The organism is Pseudomonas sp. PS01270, assembly GCF_029959775.1.
GTDB classification, from domain to species: domain Bacteria; phylum Pseudomonadota; class Gammaproteobacteria; order Pseudomonadales; family Pseudomonadaceae; genus Aquipseudomonas; species Aquipseudomonas atacamensis.
In genome coordinates, this window is record NZ_JASCPT010000104.1 from 1 (window position 1) to 18,647 (window position 18,647).

General features: G+C 59.0%; 19 protein-coding genes. 9 read left to right on the forward strand and 10 right to left on the reverse strand.

The window, feature by feature from the left end:
- Window positions 1-140: 140 nt before the first annotated feature.
- On the reverse strand, window positions 141-2,048 hold the full coding sequence (estP, locus tag QMX86_RS21915; RefSeq protein ID WP_073476585.1) for an esterase EstP: 1,908 nt from the start codon (window positions 2,046-2,048) through the stop codon (window positions 141-143).
- Between the two features lie 407 nt (window positions 2,049-2,455).
- Between estP and QMX86_RS21920 the strand changes: the two genes are divergently transcribed.
- The 4 genes from QMX86_RS21920 (at window position 2,456) to QMX86_RS21935 (ending at window position 5,773) form a co-directional block, all read left to right on the forward strand.
- A complete protein-coding gene (locus QMX86_RS21920) occupies window positions 2,456-3,049 on the forward strand; it encodes an aminodeoxychorismate/anthranilate synthase component II (RefSeq protein ID WP_041476683.1) in 594 nt (197 codons plus the stop codon).
- 9 nt (window positions 3,050-3,058) lie between these two features.
- Window positions 3,059-4,108, forward strand: a complete 1,050-nt coding sequence (gene trpD, locus QMX86_RS21925; protein WP_016772917.1) for an anthranilate phosphoribosyltransferase — start codon at window positions 3,059-3,061, stop codon at window positions 4,106-4,108.
- The gene (gene trpC, locus QMX86_RS21930; RefSeq protein WP_282387523.1) at window positions 4,105-4,944 is read left to right on the forward strand and encodes an indole-3-glycerol phosphate synthase TrpC; all 840 of its coding nucleotides are present in this window, start codon (window positions 4,105-4,107) and stop codon (window positions 4,942-4,944) included. Before trpD ends, trpC begins: the two co-directional genes overlap by 4 nt.
- A 127-nt stretch (window positions 4,945-5,071) precedes the next feature.
- Window positions 5,072-5,773 carry a lipoate--protein ligase family protein gene (locus QMX86_RS21935; protein WP_282386365.1) on the forward strand — a complete coding sequence of 234 codons (702 nt, stop codon included), beginning with the start codon at window positions 5,072-5,074 and terminating at the stop codon, window positions 5,771-5,773.
- 9 nt (window positions 5,774-5,782) lie between these two features.
- Here the strand turns inward: QMX86_RS21935 and crp are convergent, their stop codons facing one another.
- A complete protein-coding gene (crp, locus tag QMX86_RS21940) occupies window positions 5,783-6,427 on the reverse strand; it encodes a cAMP-activated global transcriptional regulator CRP (RefSeq protein WP_041476679.1) in 645 nt (214 codons plus the stop codon).
- A gap of 235 nt (window positions 6,428-6,662) precedes the next feature.
- Here crp and QMX86_RS21945 point away from each other — a divergent pair, with 235 nt between their 5' ends.
- Both QMX86_RS21945 and speD read left to right on the forward strand, forming a co-directional pair.
- Entirely contained in the window at window positions 6,663-7,085 is a 423-nt protein-coding gene (locus tag QMX86_RS21945; RefSeq protein WP_016772921.1) for an OsmC family protein, read from the forward strand.
- Between the two features lie 237 nt (window positions 7,086-7,322).
- A complete protein-coding gene (gene speD / locus QMX86_RS21950) occupies window positions 7,323-8,117 on the forward strand; it encodes an adenosylmethionine decarboxylase (protein WP_024014530.1) in 795 nt (264 codons plus the stop codon).
- Between the two features lie 110 nt (window positions 8,118-8,227).
- On the opposite strand, the gene coq7 is transcribed toward speD, so the two are convergent.
- From coq7 to hemJ, 6 genes are all read right to left on the reverse strand, one after another.
- Window positions 8,228-8,875 (reverse strand): 2-polyprenyl-3-methyl-6-methoxy-1,4-benzoquinone monooxygenase, encoded by a 648-nt coding sequence (gene coq7 / locus QMX86_RS21955; RefSeq protein ID WP_041476678.1) that lies wholly within the window; start codon window positions 8,873-8,875, stop codon window positions 8,228-8,230.
- Between the two features lie 133 nt (window positions 8,876-9,008).
- Complete coding sequence (locus QMX86_RS21960; RefSeq protein WP_016772924.1) at window positions 9,009-9,347, reverse strand: histidine triad nucleotide-binding protein; 339 nt, start codon at window positions 9,345-9,347, stop codon at window positions 9,009-9,011.
- A 56-nt stretch (window positions 9,348-9,403) separates the two neighbouring features.
- Window positions 9,404-10,192, reverse strand: coding sequence for an SDR family oxidoreductase (locus QMX86_RS21965; RefSeq protein WP_056786709.1), 789 nt, complete (start codon window positions 10,190-10,192; stop codon window positions 9,404-9,406).
- Between the two features lie 61 nt (window positions 10,193-10,253).
- A complete protein-coding gene (locus QMX86_RS21970; RefSeq protein WP_122699640.1) occupies window positions 10,254-11,201 on the reverse strand; it encodes a DUF805 domain-containing protein in 948 nt (315 codons plus the stop codon).
- Window positions 11,202-11,266: 65 nt separating this feature from the next.
- Entirely contained in the window at window positions 11,267-12,235 is a 969-nt protein-coding gene (locus tag QMX86_RS21975; RefSeq protein WP_282386372.1) for a nitronate monooxygenase family protein, read from the reverse strand.
- 33 nt (window positions 12,236-12,268) lie between these two features.
- On the reverse strand, window positions 12,269-12,697 hold the full coding sequence (hemJ, locus tag QMX86_RS21980; protein ID WP_071173754.1) for a protoporphyrinogen oxidase HemJ: 429 nt from the start codon (window positions 12,695-12,697) through the stop codon (window positions 12,269-12,271).
- Window positions 12,698-12,831: 134 nt separating this feature from the next.
- Here hemJ and argC point away from each other — a divergent pair, with 134 nt between their 5' ends.
- Window positions 12,832-13,866 (forward strand): N-acetyl-gamma-glutamyl-phosphate reductase, encoded by a 1,035-nt coding sequence (argC, locus tag QMX86_RS21985; protein WP_282386376.1) that lies wholly within the window; start codon window positions 12,832-12,834, stop codon window positions 13,864-13,866.
- Window positions 13,867-14,013: 147 nt separating this feature from the next.
- Window positions 14,014-14,364: an iron-sulfur cluster insertion protein ErpA gene (gene erpA, locus QMX86_RS21990; RefSeq protein ID WP_007918905.1), complete on the forward strand. Its 351-nt coding sequence runs from the start codon at window positions 14,014-14,016 to the stop codon at window positions 14,362-14,364.
- A gap of 69 nt (window positions 14,365-14,433) precedes the next feature.
- On the opposite strand, the gene QMX86_RS21995 is transcribed toward erpA, so the two are convergent.
- On the reverse strand, window positions 14,434-15,525 hold the full coding sequence (locus tag QMX86_RS21995) for an anhydro-N-acetylmuramic acid kinase (protein WP_122751604.1): 1,092 nt from the start codon (window positions 15,523-15,525) through the stop codon (window positions 14,434-14,436).
- A gap of 3 nt (window positions 15,526-15,528) precedes the next feature.
- Complete coding sequence (locus QMX86_RS22000; protein WP_122705758.1) at window positions 15,529-16,953, reverse strand: peptidoglycan DD-metalloendopeptidase family protein; 1,425 nt, start codon at window positions 16,951-16,953, stop codon at window positions 15,529-15,531.
- A gap of 212 nt (window positions 16,954-17,165) precedes the next feature.
- Between QMX86_RS22000 and tyrS the strand changes: the two genes are divergently transcribed.
- On the forward strand, window positions 17,166-18,365 hold the full coding sequence (tyrS, locus tag QMX86_RS22005; RefSeq protein ID WP_282386382.1) for a tyrosine--tRNA ligase: 1,200 nt from the start codon (window positions 17,166-17,168) through the stop codon (window positions 18,363-18,365).
- Window positions 18,366-18,647: the final 282 nt, after the last annotated feature.

Below are 18,647 nucleotides of genomic sequence, written 5' to 3' on the forward strand. Positions count from 1 at the left end.
CTCGCGAAGAGGTGAGTCAGTCACCGTTGATGCTGACTGACCCAGCGCTTTCGCGAGCAGGCTCGCTCCCACATTGGGTTTTGTGTTGAGGCATAAAAAAAGCGGCGCCCTGTCAGGCGCCGCTTTTTTGCATCTACGACTCAGAAATCCAGCACAACCCCGACATTCAGGCCCTGCTGCTTGAAGTCATCATCCTTGCGGAAGGTATAACCGCCACGCAGCGCCAGATCCGCCGTCAGCTTGTGACTGACACCCAGGCTCAAACGGTTCAGGTGACTTGCCGGTGTGTAGCCTTCAAGGGTGAAGTCATTGGCCGGCAGGGTGTTGAGGGCGATGTTGACCTTCTGCACGTCATCTTCGTACTCACGCTCGTGGGCGTACTCGCCATACACCTGGGTTTGCGCGGTGAAGTTGTACTTGCCCTGGATGCCCAGGCCCAGGCGTTTCGAATCGCGGCTCTGGTCATCGAAGGTCAGCGCGGTGGCGCGGTTGCTCTTTTCCGAGTAACCGTCGACATCGACACTGGCGTAATCAGCGCTGACAAACGGCGACAGATGCCATTGGCTGCCCGGTTGCGCAATGTCATAGCCCAGGCGCGTGCTGAGCGCCCACAGGCTGCCGTCGGTATCGCCTTTCTCCGCGCCCTCGCTGGCGCCGAGGTCGAACTTGCGCTTGAGGTTGTCGTAGTCGAGTTTGCCGCCGGTCAGCGCCGCGTCGGCCCACCAGCGATTCTGCTGGAACTGGGCGAACGCGGTGGCCATGTAGCTGTTGAGTTTGTAATCGGAGTCGTTGTGCCCGGCCTCGAGATTCTGCCGGTACAAACCGGCCGCCACGCCCACGCGCCAAGCCTCATTGAGGCGATAACTGCCGCCGACGTTGAGGTTGTAACCACTGCCATCGGCGCTGGCGCCGCTGCTTTGGCTGTCGACATCCAGATGCTGTCCGCCGGCCGAGACAATCGCACGCCATTGGCCGACCGCTTGCCAGTTCTCCCAGTCTGCCTGCCATTGGTTGCGCAATTCATCCTGATGCGCACGCACGGTGCCGTGGGCCATTTCAGGTAGCAGGCTCAATTCCCACGGCGCAGCCAACAGCGAATAGGCGTAATCGGCGATCAGTTTTTGCCCGGATTCGGTCGGGTGTACGCCATCGTTGTAGATCAGTTTGGTCGGATCCGGCGTGGCGCTGTTGATCCCGTAGCGGGCGTTTTCCGTGCAGCTATTGCCACTGAAGCAGGTGGCGGTGAGGTTCTGGTCGGTAGCCAGGCCAAAGCGCCCCGGGTCGGCGAAGACTTCCGAGAGCAGCACCGGAATGTTCAAAGGAATCACTTCGGCGTCGATGCCTTGCAGGCGCGTCACCAACTGACTGTTGAACTGGTTGGCGAGGGTGCTGCTGAACGCTTGCAGCGGCGTGCCGTTCAGAGCAGGTGTCAGGCCCACGTCGGGCAGCAGCCAGACCATCACGTATTTGGCGCCAGCGGTCTGCAGGGTCTGCACGCTATCGGCCAGTCGATCGGCTGCGGCGTTGGCCTGAGGCAGGCTGAGAATGCGGCCCTGAAGGAAGTCGTTGCCGCCACCGGAAATGTAATACAGCGCGTTCGGGTCGGCGCGGAAGCCGTTCGACGGCAGGTATCCGGCGCGGGTGCGTTCACCGGTGGCCGATTGTGTGGTGATCGAGTCGAGAATCTGGTCGGTGCGATAGCCACCGACCGCCCAGTTGTTGCCGTCAGGCTGGCCGTTTTCCGCGCGCACTGCGGAGCTGGAAGAGGCTGTCTGGTCGGGCGAAAAGCCCAGGCGGCCGCCGAGCAACTGGGTGGAATTCAATGAAAAAACTTCGCCGCTGCCATCCTGATACACCGGCCCGGTGCGGTTGGTGTAACGCTCGGTGGAGCCCGCCGGGCCGCCGGTGTCGGCGAAGGTGCCGGCATCGTTGAGGCTGTCGCCGAACACAATGAAACTGGAATAAGGATTGGGCGCTGCATTGGCCTGGGCGCAAGCGAGTGCGAGCAAGCAGCTGGCCAGCGGTACAAACAACGTCTGTCTGATCATGAGCAAGTCCGTTTATTTATTGTTGTAGGTGAACGAAACGACAGTACCAAAAACGTTCGGCGTTTTGCCATCGGTCGTGAATCCCTCTGCCGTTTTATAACCCGCAGGCCCCGCCATATTGCGTGCTCCGCCCAGCTAAGTTACTGTGCCGGAACGTATGAACGAGACCTTCCCCGTGTTGATCACCAGCAAACTTCTGGATCAAGTCATCAAGGCACACGCCCGCTGGCGTTGGCGCGCCTGAATCTTCTCTGCCGGCTCCGCCGGATCTGTATCGCTTTGCCTTCCTTGTCTGTTTGAAATGCCGCTGTGCTGGCGCCCTGTGCGCGTCCGACATCGCGCAGCCACCCGCGGGCAAGTCATCTGAAGGCTGTCATCAAGTCAGAATTCAAGAGGTTCGAAACGCCATGTTGCTGATGATCGACAACTACGACTCCTTTACCTACAACGTTGTGCAATACCTCGGCGAGCTGGGTGCCGAGGTCAAAGTGGTGCGCAACGACGAACTGACCATCGCCGAAATCGAAGCGCTGAATCCCGAGCGCATCGTGGTTTCCCCCGGGCCGTGCACGCCTACCGAGGCGGGCGTTTCCATCGACGCGATCAAGCACTTCGCCGGCAAACTGCCGATCCTCGGCGTCTGCCTCGGCCACCAGTCCATCGGCCAGGCCTTCGGCGGTGATGTGGTGCGTGCCCGCCAAGTCATGCACGGTAAGACTAGCCCGGTATTCCACGAGGACAAGGGCGTGTTCGCCGGCCTCAATCATCCGCTCACCGTTACCCGTTACCACTCGCTGATCGTCAAGCACGACAGCCTGCCCGATTGCCTCGAGCTGACCGCGTGGACCCAGCACGATGACGGCTCGGTCGACGAGATCATGGGCCTGCGTCACAAGACCCTGAACATCGAGGGTGTACAGTTCCACCCCGAGTCGATCCTCACCGAGCAGGGTCATGAACTGTTTGCCAATTTCCTCAAACAAACCGGCGGCACGCGCTAAGGACTTCCCATGAATATCAAGACAGCCCTCAGCCGTATCGTCGAACACCTCGACCTCAGCACCGATGAAATGCGCGATGTGATGCGCGAAATCATGACCGGTCAGTGCACCGAAGCGCAGATCGGCGCGTTCATGATGGCCATGCGCATGAAGAGCGAGAGCATCGACGAAATCGTCGGCGCGGTGTCGGTGATGCGTGAGTTGGCCGATCAGGTCGAGCTGAAAACCCTCGACGGCGTGGTCGATGTGGTCGGCACCGGCGGAGACGGTGCGAATATCTTCAACGTCTCGACCGCATCTTCCTTTGTTGTCGCAGCGGCCGGTTGCACCGTGGCCAAGCACGGCAACCGCGCAGTGTCCGGCAAGAGCGGCAGCGCCGATCTGCTGGAAGCTGCCGGCATCTACCTGAACCTGACCCCGGTGCAGGTCGCGCGCTGCATCGACAACGTCGGCATCGGTTTCATGTTCGCCCAGACCCACCACAAAGCGATGAAGTACGCCGCCGGCCCGCGCCGCGAACTCGGCCTGCGCACGCTGTTCAACATGCTCGGCCCGCTTACGAATCCGGCCGGTGTGAAGCATCAGGTCGTCGGCGTATTCACCCAGACGCTGTGCCGGCCATTGGCCGAAGTCTTGCAGCGACTGGGCAGCAAACACGTTCTGGTCGTGCACTCGAAGGACGGCCTGGACGAATTCAGCCTCGCCGCGCCGACCTTTGTTGCCGAGCTGAAGAACAACGAAATCACTGAGTATTGGGTCGAACCGGAAGACCTCGGCATGAAGAGCCAGAGCCTGCACGGTCTGTCGGTCGAAGGCCCGGAAGCATCGCTGGCGCTGATCCGTGATGCCCTTGGCAAGCGCAAGACGGAAAACGGTCAGAAAGCTGCCGAGATGATTGTGCTCAATGCCGGTGCGGCGCTGTACGCCGCCGACCTGGCAAGCAGTCTGAAACAAGGTGTGGAGCTGGCGCACGACGCGCTGCACACCGGCCTCGCTCGGGAAAAGCTCGAGGAGCTGGGTGCCTTTACCGCGGTATTCAAAGTGGAGAATGAAGGATGAGTGTACCGACGGTTCTGGAAAACATTCTGGCGCGCAAGGTTGAGGAAGTCGCCGAGCGCAGCGCCCGGGTCAGCCTGAGCGAGCTGGAAAGTCTGGCCAAGGCGGCCGATGCACCCCGTGGTTTTGCCCAGGCATTGCTGGCGCAAGCAAAGAAAAAACAACCGGCGGTGATTGCCGAAATCAAAAAGGCTTCGCCGAGCAAAGGCGTGATCCGCGAAGACTTCGTCCCGGCAGACATTGCCAAGAGCTACGAAAAGGGCGGGGCGACCTGTCTGTCGGTGCTGACCGACATCGATTACTTCCAGGGCGCCGATGCCTACCTGCAACAGGCGCGCGCCGCCTGCAAGCTGCCGGTGATCCGCAAGGATTTCATGATCGATCCGTACCAGATCGTTGAAGCCCGCGCGCTGGGCGCCGATTGCGTGCTGCTCATCGTCTCCGCACTGGACGACGTTAAAATAGCCGAGCTGGCCGCCGTGGCCAAAGGCGTCGGTCTCGACGTGTTGGTGGAAGTGCACGACGGTGACGAGCTGGAGCGCGCGCTGAAGACCCTCGACACGCCGCTGGTCGGGGTCAACAACCGCAACCTGCACACATTCGACGTCAGTCTGGAAACCACCCTCGACCTGCTGCCGCGCATCCCGCGCGATCGCCTGGTGATCACCGAGAGCGGCATCCTCAATCGGGCCGACGTCGAGCTGATGGAAATCAGCGATGTGTACTCGTTCCTGGTCGGCGAAGCGTTCATGCGCGCGGAAAATCCGGGCATTGAATTGCAGCGCCTGTTCTTTCCGGAGCGTGGTGGTCCAGTAGTGAGCGGTTCTACCCTCGACTGACCGAGTCGACCTGATTCGCGAGCAGGCTCGCTCCCACATTTGGAATGCATTTCCCCCTGTGGGAGCGAGCCTGCTCGCGAAGGGGCCTTTGAATCCGCTAAAGAGACTCAACTTGCCGGAGCTCACCATGTCGCTGCCAACCCCCCTGACCATCGAATCCGGCCTGCAAGCCGAACAGGACTTGCTGGCCTCGGTCTGCGCTGGCGACGCCGAATTCGGCCTGCTGTTCTGGCAGCCCACTGACCGCGCGCTAGTCATGCCGCGCCGCCTCAACCGTCTCGCGCAATTCGACCACGCCTGCGAAGTCTCCGCTGCCGCTGGCTGGCCGGTGCTGTTGCGCGAGACCGGCGGCGAGCCCGTCCCGCAATCCGCTGCAACCATCAACATTGCCTTGGTGTATGCCCAGTCTCGCAGCGAAGGCGACCTGAACCGCATCGAAACCGGCTACCGTCGTTTGTGCGATCCGATCTGTCAGTTGCTGGATGAGTTGGGTGGCACGTCGTCAGTCGGGGAAATCGACGGCGCATTCTGCGACGGCCGTTTCAACGTCAATCTCGACGGTCGCAAGATGGTCGGCACCGCCCAGCGCTGGCGCCAGAGTCAGGGCGGCCAGCGTCCGGTGGGGCTGGTGCACGGTGCAATGCTGATGGATGACGAGCGTGAAGCGATGGTTGCCGCGGTCAATCGCTTCAACGAAGCCTGCGGTCTGGAGCAGCGGGTGAGGGCGCAAAGCCACATCGCCCTGCATGAGAAATTCAACGCGCCACAGGCGTTGGCGCGTCTCGATGAATTGTTTCGTTTGATGCTGGCGCAGATTTACAGTGCCTGATTTACGAGCTTAGCGCGTACCGAAGACCACCATGGTCTTGCCCTTCACGTCGACCAGATTGCGTTCTTCAAGATCCTTGAGCACGCGGCCGACCATTTCTCGCGAACAACCGACAATCCGACCGATTTCCTGACGGGTGACTTTGATCTGCATGCCGTCCGGATGGGTCATGGCGTCTGGCTGTTTGCACAGCTCCAGCAGGCAGCGGGCGACGCGGCCGGTGACGTCAAAAAATGCCAGGTCGCCGACTTTGCGCGTGGTGTTGCGCAGGCGTTGTGCGATTTGTCCGCTGAGGGCGTAAAGAATGTCTGGATCCTGCTGCGATAACTCGCGGAACTTGGCGTAACTGATTTCCGCAGTTTCGCATTCGACCTTGGCCCGCACCCAGGCGCTGCGTTCCTGCTCCTGACCTGCCTGCTCGAACAGACCCAGTTCGCCGAAGAAATCTCCGGCGTTCAGGTAAGCGATGATCATCTCGCGACCATCGTCGTCTTCGATGAGGATGGTGACCGAGCCTTTGATGATGAAAAACAGCGTGTCCGAGCGATCCCCGGCGCAGATTATATTGCTCTTGGCCGCATGACGCCGGCGCTGGCAATGCATCAACAGCTTGTCGATGTTCTTGATTTTGGGTGTGGGGGTAATAGCAACCATGGTTGTATCCCGAAAAGACTGCACGGTGATGTTTGAGTTTTTATGAGGCGCTGAAGGCGGTCGCTACAGGGCTGACGAATTGGCGCCAGCGAATTGGCGCCAGCTTACCAGACACTTCGTCGAAAATTCGAGAAATTACCTACAGTCAAAAAGCATCCGTCCTAGGACGTCGTTCCTGTCGGGACAAAGCGCTGTGCTAAGCTGGCGACCCTTTTTTTACAGTGGAGTCTGGGCGATGAAGGCACGCATCCAATGGGCTGGCGAAGCCATGTTCCTCGGCGAATCCGGCAGCGGTCATGTCGTGGTAATGGACGGCCCGCCGGACGCCGGTGGCCGTAACCTCGGGGTTCGCCCGATGGAAATGCTCTTGCTGGGTGTCGGCGGCTGCAGCAACTTCGACGTGGTCAGCATCCTGAAGAAGTCGCGCCAGGCCGTTGAAAGCTGTGAAGCCTTCCTCGATGCCGAGCGTGCGACTGAAGATCCCAAGGTGTTTACCAAGATCCACATGCACTTCGTGGTCAAGGGCCGGGGCCTGAAAGAAGCTCAGGTCAAGCGCGCCATCGAGCTGTCGGCCGAGAAGTATTGCTCGGCGTCGATCATGCTCGGCGCGGCTGGCGTGGCGATTACTCACGACTATGAAATCGTTGAACTCGGCTGAACCGACATTCAACTATCATAAAAGCAGTGCAGACTCTGGCGATCCCCCGCTGACGTCTGCATAATGCGCCACTTTTTTCAGGGCAGTGATCGGTCAGCCGACAGGTCATCCGCCTGAACAGATAACCAAAATCGCCATCGCGAAGAGGTGTTAACCGTCCTACGCAGGTGCGTTGTTCGCACTTGACGGGCATGCTTGATCACGCGGCCGCGCCGCATACATAGAGAGTTTTTAACGGTGAAAAGCAAACTCAAGCTCCACGGGTTCAATAACCTGACAAAGACCTTGAGCTTCAACATCTATGACATCTGCTACGCGGAGACCCCGCAAGACCAGCAGGCTTACGTCGAGTACATCAATCAAGAGTACAACGCGAAACGCCTGACGCAGATTCTCACAGAAGTTGTCGAGATCATTGGTGCCAACATCCTGAACATCGCCAGTCAGGACTATGAACCCCAGGGCGCCAGCGTCACGATTCTGATTTCGGAAGAGCCGGTAACCCCGACTGACAGCCAGATCGAAGAATCGCCGGGCCCGTTGCCCGAAATCATTCTGGCCCACCTCGACAAGAGCCACATCACGGTGCACACCTATCCGGAAATCCATCCGGACGACGGTATTGCGACCTTCCGTGTGGATATCGACGTGTCGACTTGTGGTGTCATTTCACCGCTCAAAGCACTCAACTTCCTCATTCACCAGTTCGATTCGGACATCGTGACCGTGGATTACCGTGTGCGCGGCTTCACCCGTGACGTTGAAGGCAACAAGCACTTCATCGACCACGAGATCAACTCGATCCAGAACTACCTCTCCGAAGACACCCGCGACGCGTACCAGATGACCGACGTGAACGTGTATCAGGAAAACCTGTTCCACACCAAAATGCTGCTGAAGAACTTCGAACTGGATAACTACCTGTTCGGCGACGCCACCAGCAACCTCTCGCCGGAGCAGCGTGCCCAGGTGACCGACCGTGTGAAACACGAAATGCTGGAAATCTTCTACGCGCGCAACATGCCGACCTAAGATTACCGGACAAAAAAAGGCGACCTCCTGGTCGCCTTTTTCATGCCTCACACAAAACCCCTGTGGGAGCTGGCTTGCCAGCGATAGGGCAATGTCGGGCGATACATATCTCAGATCCGATACGTACTCTTGGTCATCACCTTGGCCAACAAGCTCATCCCGAACTTGACCGGCGCCGGAAAACGAAATCCGCCCGCATCCAACGCACTTTCCGCATGGTGTTCTTCATCGATGCGCATCTGCTCAAGAATTGCCCGGGACTTTTCGTCTTCGGCCGGCAATTGCTCCAGATGTTCGTTCAAGTGCTTGCAGACCTGATGCTCGGTCGCCGCTACGAAACCAAGGCTGACCTTGTCGCTGATCAGCCCGGCAACCGCGCCGATACCGAACGACATGCCGTAAAACAGTGGATTCAGCACGCTGGTGTGGCTGCCCAACTGATGGATGCGCTGTTCACACCAGACCAGATGATCGATCTCTTCTTCAGCCGCGTGCTCCATGGCTGCGCGTACCTGCGGCAACTTGGCGGTCAGCGCCTGCCCCTGATACAGCGCTTGGGCACAGACTTCGCCGGTGTGGTTGATGCGCATCAGACCGGCGACATGGCGGGTGTCTTCATCGCTCATTTGCGTATCCGGCTGCAGAATCGCCGGCGACGGGCGGTACGGCTGGCCACTGAAGGGCAACAGAGTGCGCATCGCGGCATCGGCTTGCAGCAGCAGACGGTCTATGGGCGAGTAGTGACGTTGGGTAGTCATGCTGACCTCCGGGAAGAATCTCGGCGGCCAGTTTAACCGAATCGGCCGTCGAGGGTTTGCGCTGGGTCATTGGCCGCTGATTTTGCTCTTTGTGGGAGCGAGCAGGCTCGCTCCCACAGTTGGTTGTCGCCAATCAGCCCGGCGGCCAGTTCATCTGGCGCTGCCCCAGCACGTGCATATGGATGTGATAGACAGTCTGCCCGCCAAGTTCATTGCAGTTCATCACCACGCGGAAGCCCTCTTCGCAACCCAGTTCCAGCGCCAGACGCTGCGCGGTGAACAAGATGTGCCCGGCCAGCGCCTTGTCGTCTTCGGTTAGGTCGTTGAGCGTGCGCACCGGTTTTTTCGGGATTACCAGAAAGTGCACCGGAGCCTGGGGGGCGATGTCGTGGAAGGCCAGAACCTGGTCGTCCTCGTAAATGATATTGGCCGGGATTTCCCGGTTGATGATCTTGGTGAACAGAGTATCCACTGCTGTTTCTCCGTTGAGTTGGGCTGAATCGAGTGTACCGCTTTGAAGTTGTCTTCCTAGCGGGGGCAGTAAGCTTTATTGACCATGCCGACAATCGTCCGGTTAAGCCAGCGCGAACCCAGTCGCGGCAGGAACGCCAGCCAGCGGTTGCGTCGTCCCGGAATGATAATGGCGCGGTTTTTATCCAGTGCACGCACGGCATGCAGTGCCACTTCTTCCGGACTCATCAGCGAGTGGCTGCTTTCGATCTTTTCGCTACTCATCTGTGCGGTACGGAAGAACGGTGTCCGCGTCGGGCCGGGGCACAGCACGGAGACTTTCACGCCGCTTTGTTTGAGTTCCACGCGCAGGGCTTCGGAAAAATGCAGCACATAGGCTTTGCTGGCGTAGTAGGTGCTCATCCATGGGCCGGGGCTGTACGCAGCCACCGAGGCGACATTGAGGATCTGCCCGCCACCCAGCAGCGCCATGCTGTTACCCAGCGCATGGCAGAGGCGGGTGAGGGCGAGGATATTGACCTCGATGAGGTCCTGCTCGGTCATCCAGTCTTGCGCGAGGAATGGCCCGCAGGTGCCGATGCCTGCGCAATTGACCAGCAGATCGATTTGCCGGTCGCCTTCTTCCAGCTCCAGCAAAAAGCCAGACAGGCGCAACGGTTCGCCGAGATCGCAGGCACGAAACAATACTTCGACATCGAAACGCTGGGTCAGCTCGATGGCGATACTTTCCAGCTGATCACGCTGTCGTGCCACCAGAATCAGGCTGCGGCCGCGCCGAGCCAGAGCTTCGGCCATGGCCAAGCCGATGCCGCTGGAAGCGCCAGTGATCAGAGCGTAACGGGTCATGCAGTTCTCCATCGCAACAGCTCCGCGCCGGCGACGCGGTTGTCGCGGCAGGGAGCGCTGTTCATTCTTGCGCAGAGTCTACAGGGGCCTGCGCCGGTTCGGCTGCCTCGTCGGCGGAAATCGCTGGCGGCTCGACAACCTCAACTTCGTCGGTGGTCACCGAGCCGCTGTCATAGCTGCTCTCCAGATTGCTTTCATATTCTTCCTGCACAGCCGAGAAGCCGCCAAGCAGGCCGCCGGCAAAAATCAGTGCGAAGAATACGATCCACAACGAGCACAGCACTTTCACCGCCGTGCTGTTCGGTGGCGGCGGCGGGCCATAGCGGTTGGCGCCGGCATTGCCGGGTACGACCATCATTACCAGCGGGAAGAAACCGCCCACGAACGGCACCAGATTCAACAGCCACAGCCAGCCCGACCAGCCGATATCGTGCAGGCGCTGAACGCTGAACAGAATGCTGACGATCATGAAGCCGAGGAACAGGAAGACCGCCAGAATGCCGCCGAGGATCAGCCCGGTAGTCGAGTCGCCGCTGACCAAGCCCAACGCAATCAAAGCAAACACGCCGACGATGGGCAGGGTCACCAGGCTCAAGACCATGGTCCAGGCCAGAAAGCGCAGGCGACCGATCCGGCCTTCGACGCTGAATGGCTTGAGCGTGGCGAATGGCGGCAGAGCTTCACCGACATTGGCGCGCGGTGGGGCGTAAGGCGAGTCGGGTTCGGCCACTGTTGCAGGGTTGTCGTGGACGTCCGCGAGATTCAGTTCGATGGCGGTTTCCGCTTCGATCCGCGCATCGATCCCGGTTTTGTTCAACGCCTGCAGATACGTCTGCGCATCGCTGTGAGACAAATCACGTTTGAGAGCGACGGTGCGGCCATTGAACAGGCGCTCGATGGCGGCCACATCGCTTTTGAACAGATCCGCCAGATTCAGTTTGGCGGTGGTGAGGTCGACGCCGGGCTGCAGCGCGCCGTCGAAGACGATCTTGTAACGGGTGTCGCTCATGGCCGAGGCATCCTTGTCGCGATTATTTGGCAGCCAGTCTGATCAGGACTGGCCAGATATGTTTTTCAGCGCGGCCAGCGTTTTGGCAACTGTGCAGCGCGCGCTTGGGCTTGACGATATTCGGCGTCGAGCCGCGCGATCAACTGATCCACGCTTGGCAGATCACCAATCTGGCCAACACCCTGACCCGCCGACCACACGGTCTTCCAGGCTTTGGCTTCATCGTTGATCGGCTTGAGCTTGTCGCCGAAATTGACCTCGCCCTTGCCTTGCAGGGCCGCCATGTCGAAACCGGCCGCCTCCAGGCTCTGGCGCATGAAACTGGCCGGCACTCCCGACACCGCTGGAGTATGAATGATGTCGGCAGCCTTGGCTGTCAGCAGCATTTCTTTATAAGCGTCAGGCGCGTGACTTTCGGTGGTGCCGATAAATCGCGTACCGAAGTAGGCCAAATCCGCGCCGAGCAACTGTGCGGCGAGAATCTCATGGCCGTGGTTCAAACATCCTGCAAGCAACAGCGTCTTGTCGAAAAACTCACGGATCTCGGCAATCAGCGCAAACGGACTCCAGGTGCCGGCGTGCCCGCCGGCGCCGGCCGCGACGGCAATCAGCCCGTCGACACCGGCTTCAGCGGCTTTCTCGGCATGGCGCCGCGTGGTCACGTCGTGAAACACCAGACCGCCGTAGCTGTGCACCGCGTCGACCAGTTCCTTCACCGCGCCGAGGCTGGTGATAACGATCGGCACCTTATGCTCGACGCAAATGTCCAGATCCGCCTGAAGGCGCGGGTTGCTGTGGTGAACAATCAGGTTCACCGCATAAGGGGCCGGATTATCCAGCGTCGCCAGGCCCGCTTCGATCTGTTCCAGCCAGGCCTTGAACCCACTGCTTTCGCGTTGGTTCAGAGCCGGAAAGCTGCCGACCACGCCGTTGCGGCAGCAGGCGAGCACCAGTTCCGGATTGGAGATCAGAAACATCGGCGCCGCCACGACGGGCAGACGCAGACGTTGTTCGAGCAGAGCGGGCAGCGACATTGAGAACACCCCGAGGATCTGTATTGGTTGAAGTTAGAACGGCTTGACCACGACCAGAATTACGATAGCCAGCAATATCAGAACCGGCACTTCATTGAACCAGCGATAAAAGACATGGCTGCGGGTGTTTTCGCCACGGGCAAAGCGTTTTACCTGCGCGCCGCACATGTGGTGGTAGCCGATCAGCAATACGACCAGAGTCAGTTTTGCGTGAATCCAGCCGCCTTGGCTGAAGATTGATGGATTAAGGTAGATCAGCCAGCCACCGAAGATCAGCGTGGCGATCATCGCCGGGCCCATGATGCCGCGATACAGCTTGCGCTCCATGACGCTGAAGCGTTCCTGGCTGATCGTGTCGGTGCTTTGCGCGTGGTAAACGAACAGGCGCGGCAAGTAAAACAGCCCGGCAAACCAGCAGACGACGCTGACAATGTGAAACGCTTTGAGCCATAGATAGAGCATTTTTGGTTATTCCCTCATTCACGGTAGCCAGATAGTAGAGGCTTGAGCGTCCGCGCGTCACCTTGGCGGTTGTCGCAGGCGCGCGCGGCCCCTATTATCGACGGCTTTCCAGTGGGTTCGTTGAGGGCAGGTTTATGGTCAAGGTCGGTATCGTCGGCGGCACGGGTTACACCGGTGTCGAACTGCTGCGTCTGTTGGCACAGCATCCGCAGGCAGAAGTGGTCGTCATCACTTCCCGATCCGAGGCCGGTCTGGCCGTGGCTGACATGTACCCGAACCTGCGCGGTCACTATGACGGGCTGGCGTTCAGCGTGCCGGACGTGAAAACCCTTGGCGCCTGCGATGTGGTTTTCTTCGCCACGCCACACGGCGTGGCTCACGCCTTGGCAGGCGAGCTGCTGGCGGCGGGCACCAAGGTCATCGACCTGTCCGCCGACTTCCGCCTGCAAGATGCTGATGAATGGGCCAAGTGGTACGGCCAGCCACACGGCGCACCGCAATTGCTGGACGAAGCGGTCTATGGTCTGCCGGAAGTCAATCGCGAGCAGATCAAGAAAGCGCGCCTGATCGCGGTGCCGGGTTGCTATCCGACCGCAACGCAATTGGGTTTCCTGCCGTTGCTGGAAGCAGGTCTGGCCGACGCATCGCGTTTGATCGCCGACTGCAAATCCGGTGTCAGTGGTGCCGGGCGTGGTGCGGCTGTAGGTTCTTTGTACTCCGAGACGTCGGAAAGCATGAAGGCTTATGCGGTAAAAGGTCATCGTCATTTGCCGGAAATTCGCCAGGGGCTGCGTCGCGCGGCGGGCAAGGACGTCGGCCTGACCTTCGTCCCGCACCTGACGCCGATGATTCGCGGTATTCACTCCACGCTCTACGCGACAGTAGCGGATCGCTCGGTTGATCTGCAGGCACTGTTCGAAAAGCGCTATGCCAACGAACCGTTCGTCGATGTCATGCCAGCCGGCAGCCAACCGGAAACCCGTAGCGTGCGTGGCGCCAACGTGTGCCGCATCGCCGTGCATCGTCCACAGGATGGCGATCTGGTGGTCGTACTCTCGGTGATCGACAATCTGGTCAAGGGCGCCTCGGGCCAGGCGGTGCAGAACATGAACATTCTGTTCGGACTGGACGAGCGCTTCGGCCTGTCACACGCCGGCATGCTGCCGTAACGTTAGCCGCAACCTGTAAGCCGCAAGCTTGAAGCTCACCGCTTGAAGCTTGCCGCTGCTCCTCTAATAGTTGACCAATTTTCTAGGACAAGCGGATAATGCGCGTCATCACGCATTATGGCGGCGTAACGCCGGGAGATAGTCAGCATGAGCGTCGAATCCTTCACCCCCACGGCTTTGCAATTCACTCAAGGTGCTGCGCACAAGGTGAAGAGCCTGGTCGATGAAGAGGGGAATGATCGCTTGAAGCTGCGCGTATTTGTTACGGGCGGCGGTTGTTCAGGGTTTCAATACGGTTTCACCTTCGATGAAGACGTGGCCGATGACGACACCATCGTCGAGCGCGAAGGCGTGAGCCTGGTGGTCGATCCGATGAGCTTCCAGTACCTGGCCGGTGCCGAGGTGGATTATCAGGAAGGTCTGGAAGGTTCGCGCTTCGTGATCAAGAACCCGAATGCCACCACGACTTGTGGTTGCGGGTCGTCGTTCTCGATCTGATCGCGCTTCACCGCACACAACAAAACGCCGCAGAGCCTTTCGGTTCTGCGGCGTTTTTGTATCTGAAGTTTAGGCCGGGTAGATGGCGCCGAGTACGCGCAGGCCGCGAGCGCCGGTGACGCTTGGTCGATTGGCGGCGATGCCTTCGAGGCAGCAGTGCGCAAGCCAGGCGAAGGCCATGGCTTCCACCCAGTCAGGGTCAACGCCGTGAGTTGCGGTGCTGGCGACTTGGGTATTTGGCAGCAGATCCGCCAGACGTCTCATCAGCGTGGCGTTGTGCGCGCCGCCGCCACAAACCAGCAGTTCCTGAGTGTCCGATTGAGCGCTTTGTAGCGACTCGATGATGGTCAGCGCCGTCAGTTCGAGCAGCGTGGCCTGAACGTCTTCGGCTGCGAAAGTCGGCAGACGCGATAGATGCTGTTCCAGCCATGGCAGATTGAAGACTTCGCGGCCGGTACTTTTCGGGCCTTTGGTGACGAAGAACGGGTCGCTCAGCAGTGCCGTGAGCAGGGCTGGTTCAACCTTGCCGGTCGCAGCCCATTTGCCGTCCCGGTCATAGCTTTCGCCACGTTGCCGGTGAATCCAGGCGTCCATCAGAACATTTCCCGGGCCGCAGTCGAAACCGGCTACAGGTTTGTTTGGCTCAATCAGGCTGAGATTGCTGAATCCGCCGACATTCAAGACTGCCTGGTTACCAGTACGCTCTTCAAACAACGCTTCGTGAAAGGCTGGTACCAGAGGCGCACCCTGGCCACCCGCTGCGACATCGCGACTGCGGAAATCGCTGACGACGGTAATACCGGTCAACTCAGTCAGCAGGGCTGGATTACCGATCTGCACGGTAAACCCGCGCGCCGGCTCATGGCGAATGGTCTGACCGTGGCTACCGATGGCACGGATGGCATCGGGCTTGAGTTGTTGTTGTGCGAGGAGGGTGTGAATGCCCGACGCGGCAAGTTCGACCCAGTGTTGCTGGGCAATCGCCGAGCGGGCGATCTCGTCGGGGCCGCTGGCGCACAAGCCAAGCAGCTCGGCGCGCAGGGAGTCAGGCATTGGCAGGTAGTGGGTGGCGATCAGTTTGATCGCCGAGGTCTGCTCGATCAGGGCGATGTCCAGCCCGTCGAGACTGGTTCCGGACATCACACCGATATACAGGGCCATGGCTTAACGCTTGCTCGAAGCCAGCATGGTGGCCTTCTCTTGATCCATGCGCGCCATCAGTGGCTGGCTCTGCGCGAGGAAGCGCGCGCGTTCGGACTTGGCGATCGGATCGGCCATTGGCAGCTTCTGGCCCAGCGGATCGACGTGAACGCCGTTGACCTGGAACTCATAGTGCAAATGCGGGCCGGTGGAAAGGCCAGTCGTACCGATATAGCCAATGACTTGACCTTGCTTGACGCTGCCACCGGTTTTCACGCCTTTGGCAAAGCCCTGCATATGGCCGTAGAGCGTACGGTAAGTGTTGCCGTGCTGAATGATCACAGTGTTGCCGTAGCCACCGCGACGGCCGGCCAGCAGGACTTTGCCGTCACCGGCAGCCTTAATCGGCGTGCCTCGCGGCGCTGCGTAGTCGACACCTTTGTGCGCGCGGATCTTGTTGAGGATCGGGTGCTTGCGGCCCATGGAGAACTTCGAGCTGATGCGGGCGAAGTCAACCGGCGTACGGATGAAGGCCTTGCGCATGCTGTTGCCATCGGCAGTGTAATAGCTGCTGTTGCCTTGTTTGTTGGTGTAGCGAACAGCGGTGTAAGTCTTGCCGCGGTTGGTGAAGCGCGCCGACAGGATCGGGCCGGTGCCGACAGCCTTGCCATTGATGACTTTCTGCTCGTAGATCACATCGAATTCGTCGCCTTGACGAATGTCCTGCGCGAAATCGATGTCGTAGCCAAAGACACTGGCCATGTCCATGGTCATGCTGTGAGAAAGGCCGGCGCGGGCTGCGGACTGCGACAGTGAGCTGTTGATGACACCGTGGACGTAGGCAGTGCGAACAGTTGGCTTGGCAGTCACGCGGTTGAACGAATAACCCCTGTCATTCTTGGTCAGGGTGATGGTTTCAATGTCGCTGACCTTGCTGTGCAGGCTGGTCAGTTGGCCTTCCGGGCTGAGTTCGAATTCGAGTTTCTGACCGCGCTTGAGTTGGCTGAACTGCTTGGCTTGCTTGTCGCTTGCCAGTATTTCGTGCACGGAGGCTGCCGGTAGGCCGACTTTTTCAAACAGGGTAGACAGCGTATCGCCTTTGGAAACCACGACCTCACGGTGCCCAGGCTCTTTTGGTTTCTCAGCAGGCGCTACAGGTGCTGGCGCGGTTTCAGCGGTTTGCGCGGTGTTTTCGTCGCTGTTTTCGATTTGTGCGAACGGCGAAGCTGCGGGCTCGTTTGTGGCTTGAGCGGCATCAGCAGCGTCTTGATCTTGTGTCAGTTGTTCAGCAGGACTTTCCAGTTCAAGACTCAGAGTCGTCTTTTTGGCTTCAACATCGCTGGAGGGAAATACCAGCAGCGCCAGGCTGAGAAGGGCGGCGATTCCACTTGCGGCGAGCAGGTGGGTCTTCGGGTAAAGCGGGGGCGCTTTAGACGGTTCTGTGGTCATAGGTAATTTTTGACTTTGAAATAGATGAATTGGAAAAGATGAATGACATGATGAAGATGAAATAACTGTATAAAATATAACCAAATCATCGCTGAAGCAAGTCTACAGACCTCGGGTCTGTGGATTGGTGTCCGTGCGCCGGGCAAAACTTGTAATTGGTGCGCGTTCTTGTATGGTTGGTTCCCTTTGAATCTGAGCCTTGCGGGTCTGTTATGAAGTCGGTTGAAGAGCAGCTAGCGCTGATTAAACGTGGTGCGGAAGAACTGTTGGTCGAGTCCGAGCTGGTCGAAAAGCTCAAGCGCGGCGAGCCGCTGCGTATCAAGGCTGGTTTCGACCCTACCGCTCCGGATCTGCATCTTGGTCATACCGTGCTTATTAATAAGCTGCGTCAGTTCCAGGAGCTGGGGCACCAGGTGATCTTCCTTATAGGTGACTTCACCGGGATGATCGGTGATCCGAGTGGCAAGAGCGCCACGCGTCCGCCACTGACGCGTGAGCAGGTTCTGGAAAATGCCGAGACCTACAAGACTCAGGTTTTCAAAATCCTTGATCCGGCGAAAACCGAAGTTGCCTTCAACTCCACCTGGATGGACAAGATGGGGCCGGCGGATTTCATTCGCCTGACTTCGCAATACACCGTCGCTCGCATGCTCGAGCGCGATGACTTCGACAAGCGCTATACCACCAACCAGCCGATCGCTATTCACGAGTTCCTCTATCCGCTGGTTCAGGGTTATGACTCGGTCGCGCTGCGCGCCGATGTCGAGCTGGGCGGTACCGATCAGAAATTCAACTTGCTGATGGGGCGTGAGTTGCAGCGTGGTTATGGCCAGGAAGCCCAGTGCATTCTGACCATGCCATTGCTGGAAGGTCTGGATGGCGTGAAGAAGATGTCCAAGTCGCTGGGCAACTATGTCGGTATTCAGGAAGCGCCAGGCGTCATGTACAGCAAGCTGGTTTCCATCCCGGATGCGCTGATGTGGCGTTACTTCGAGTTGCTCAGCTTCCGTTCGATGGATGAAATCAACGCATTCCGGGCTGACGTCGAAGCTGGGGCGAATCCGCGTGACATCAAAATCAAACTCGCTGAAGAGATCGTTGCGCGTTTCCATGGTGAAGAGGCTGCGGCGAACGCTCACCGAGGCGCTGGCAACCGCATGAAGGATGGCGAACTTCCAGATGACTTGCCTGAGATCGAGCTGTCTTCGGTTGAGGATATGCCAATCGCTGCCGTCCTTAATAAGGCAGGCTTGGTGAAGAACTCGGCGGCGGCGCGTGATCTGCTGGCGGCGGGCGGAGTCCGGGTCGATGGCGAGGTGGTTGATCGCTCCTTTATATATGCACTGGGAGCGACTCACGTTTGCCAGGCCGGCAAGAAGGCTTTTGCACGTATTACGCTGAAATCTGAATAAAGTTGAAATTTGGGGTTGACGGCGAATTCTAGAGGTCTATAATTCGCCCCACTTCCGGCGCGGTCGAAACGGAAAACTCATTGAGATTCAAAGAGTTACGCGGTTTTCGACAGCGGCTTGCTTCAGATCATCGAAGCCTGGAAGGAGTTGAAAGAGCAGTGATGTGTAGCTCTTTTAACGGTTCGATCTTCTCGGTCGAAAGCGGAGAAAAAGAGGTGTTGACAGCAGCGATTAACGCTGTAGAATTCGCCTCCCGCTAACGAGAGATCGGAAGCGCAAGTG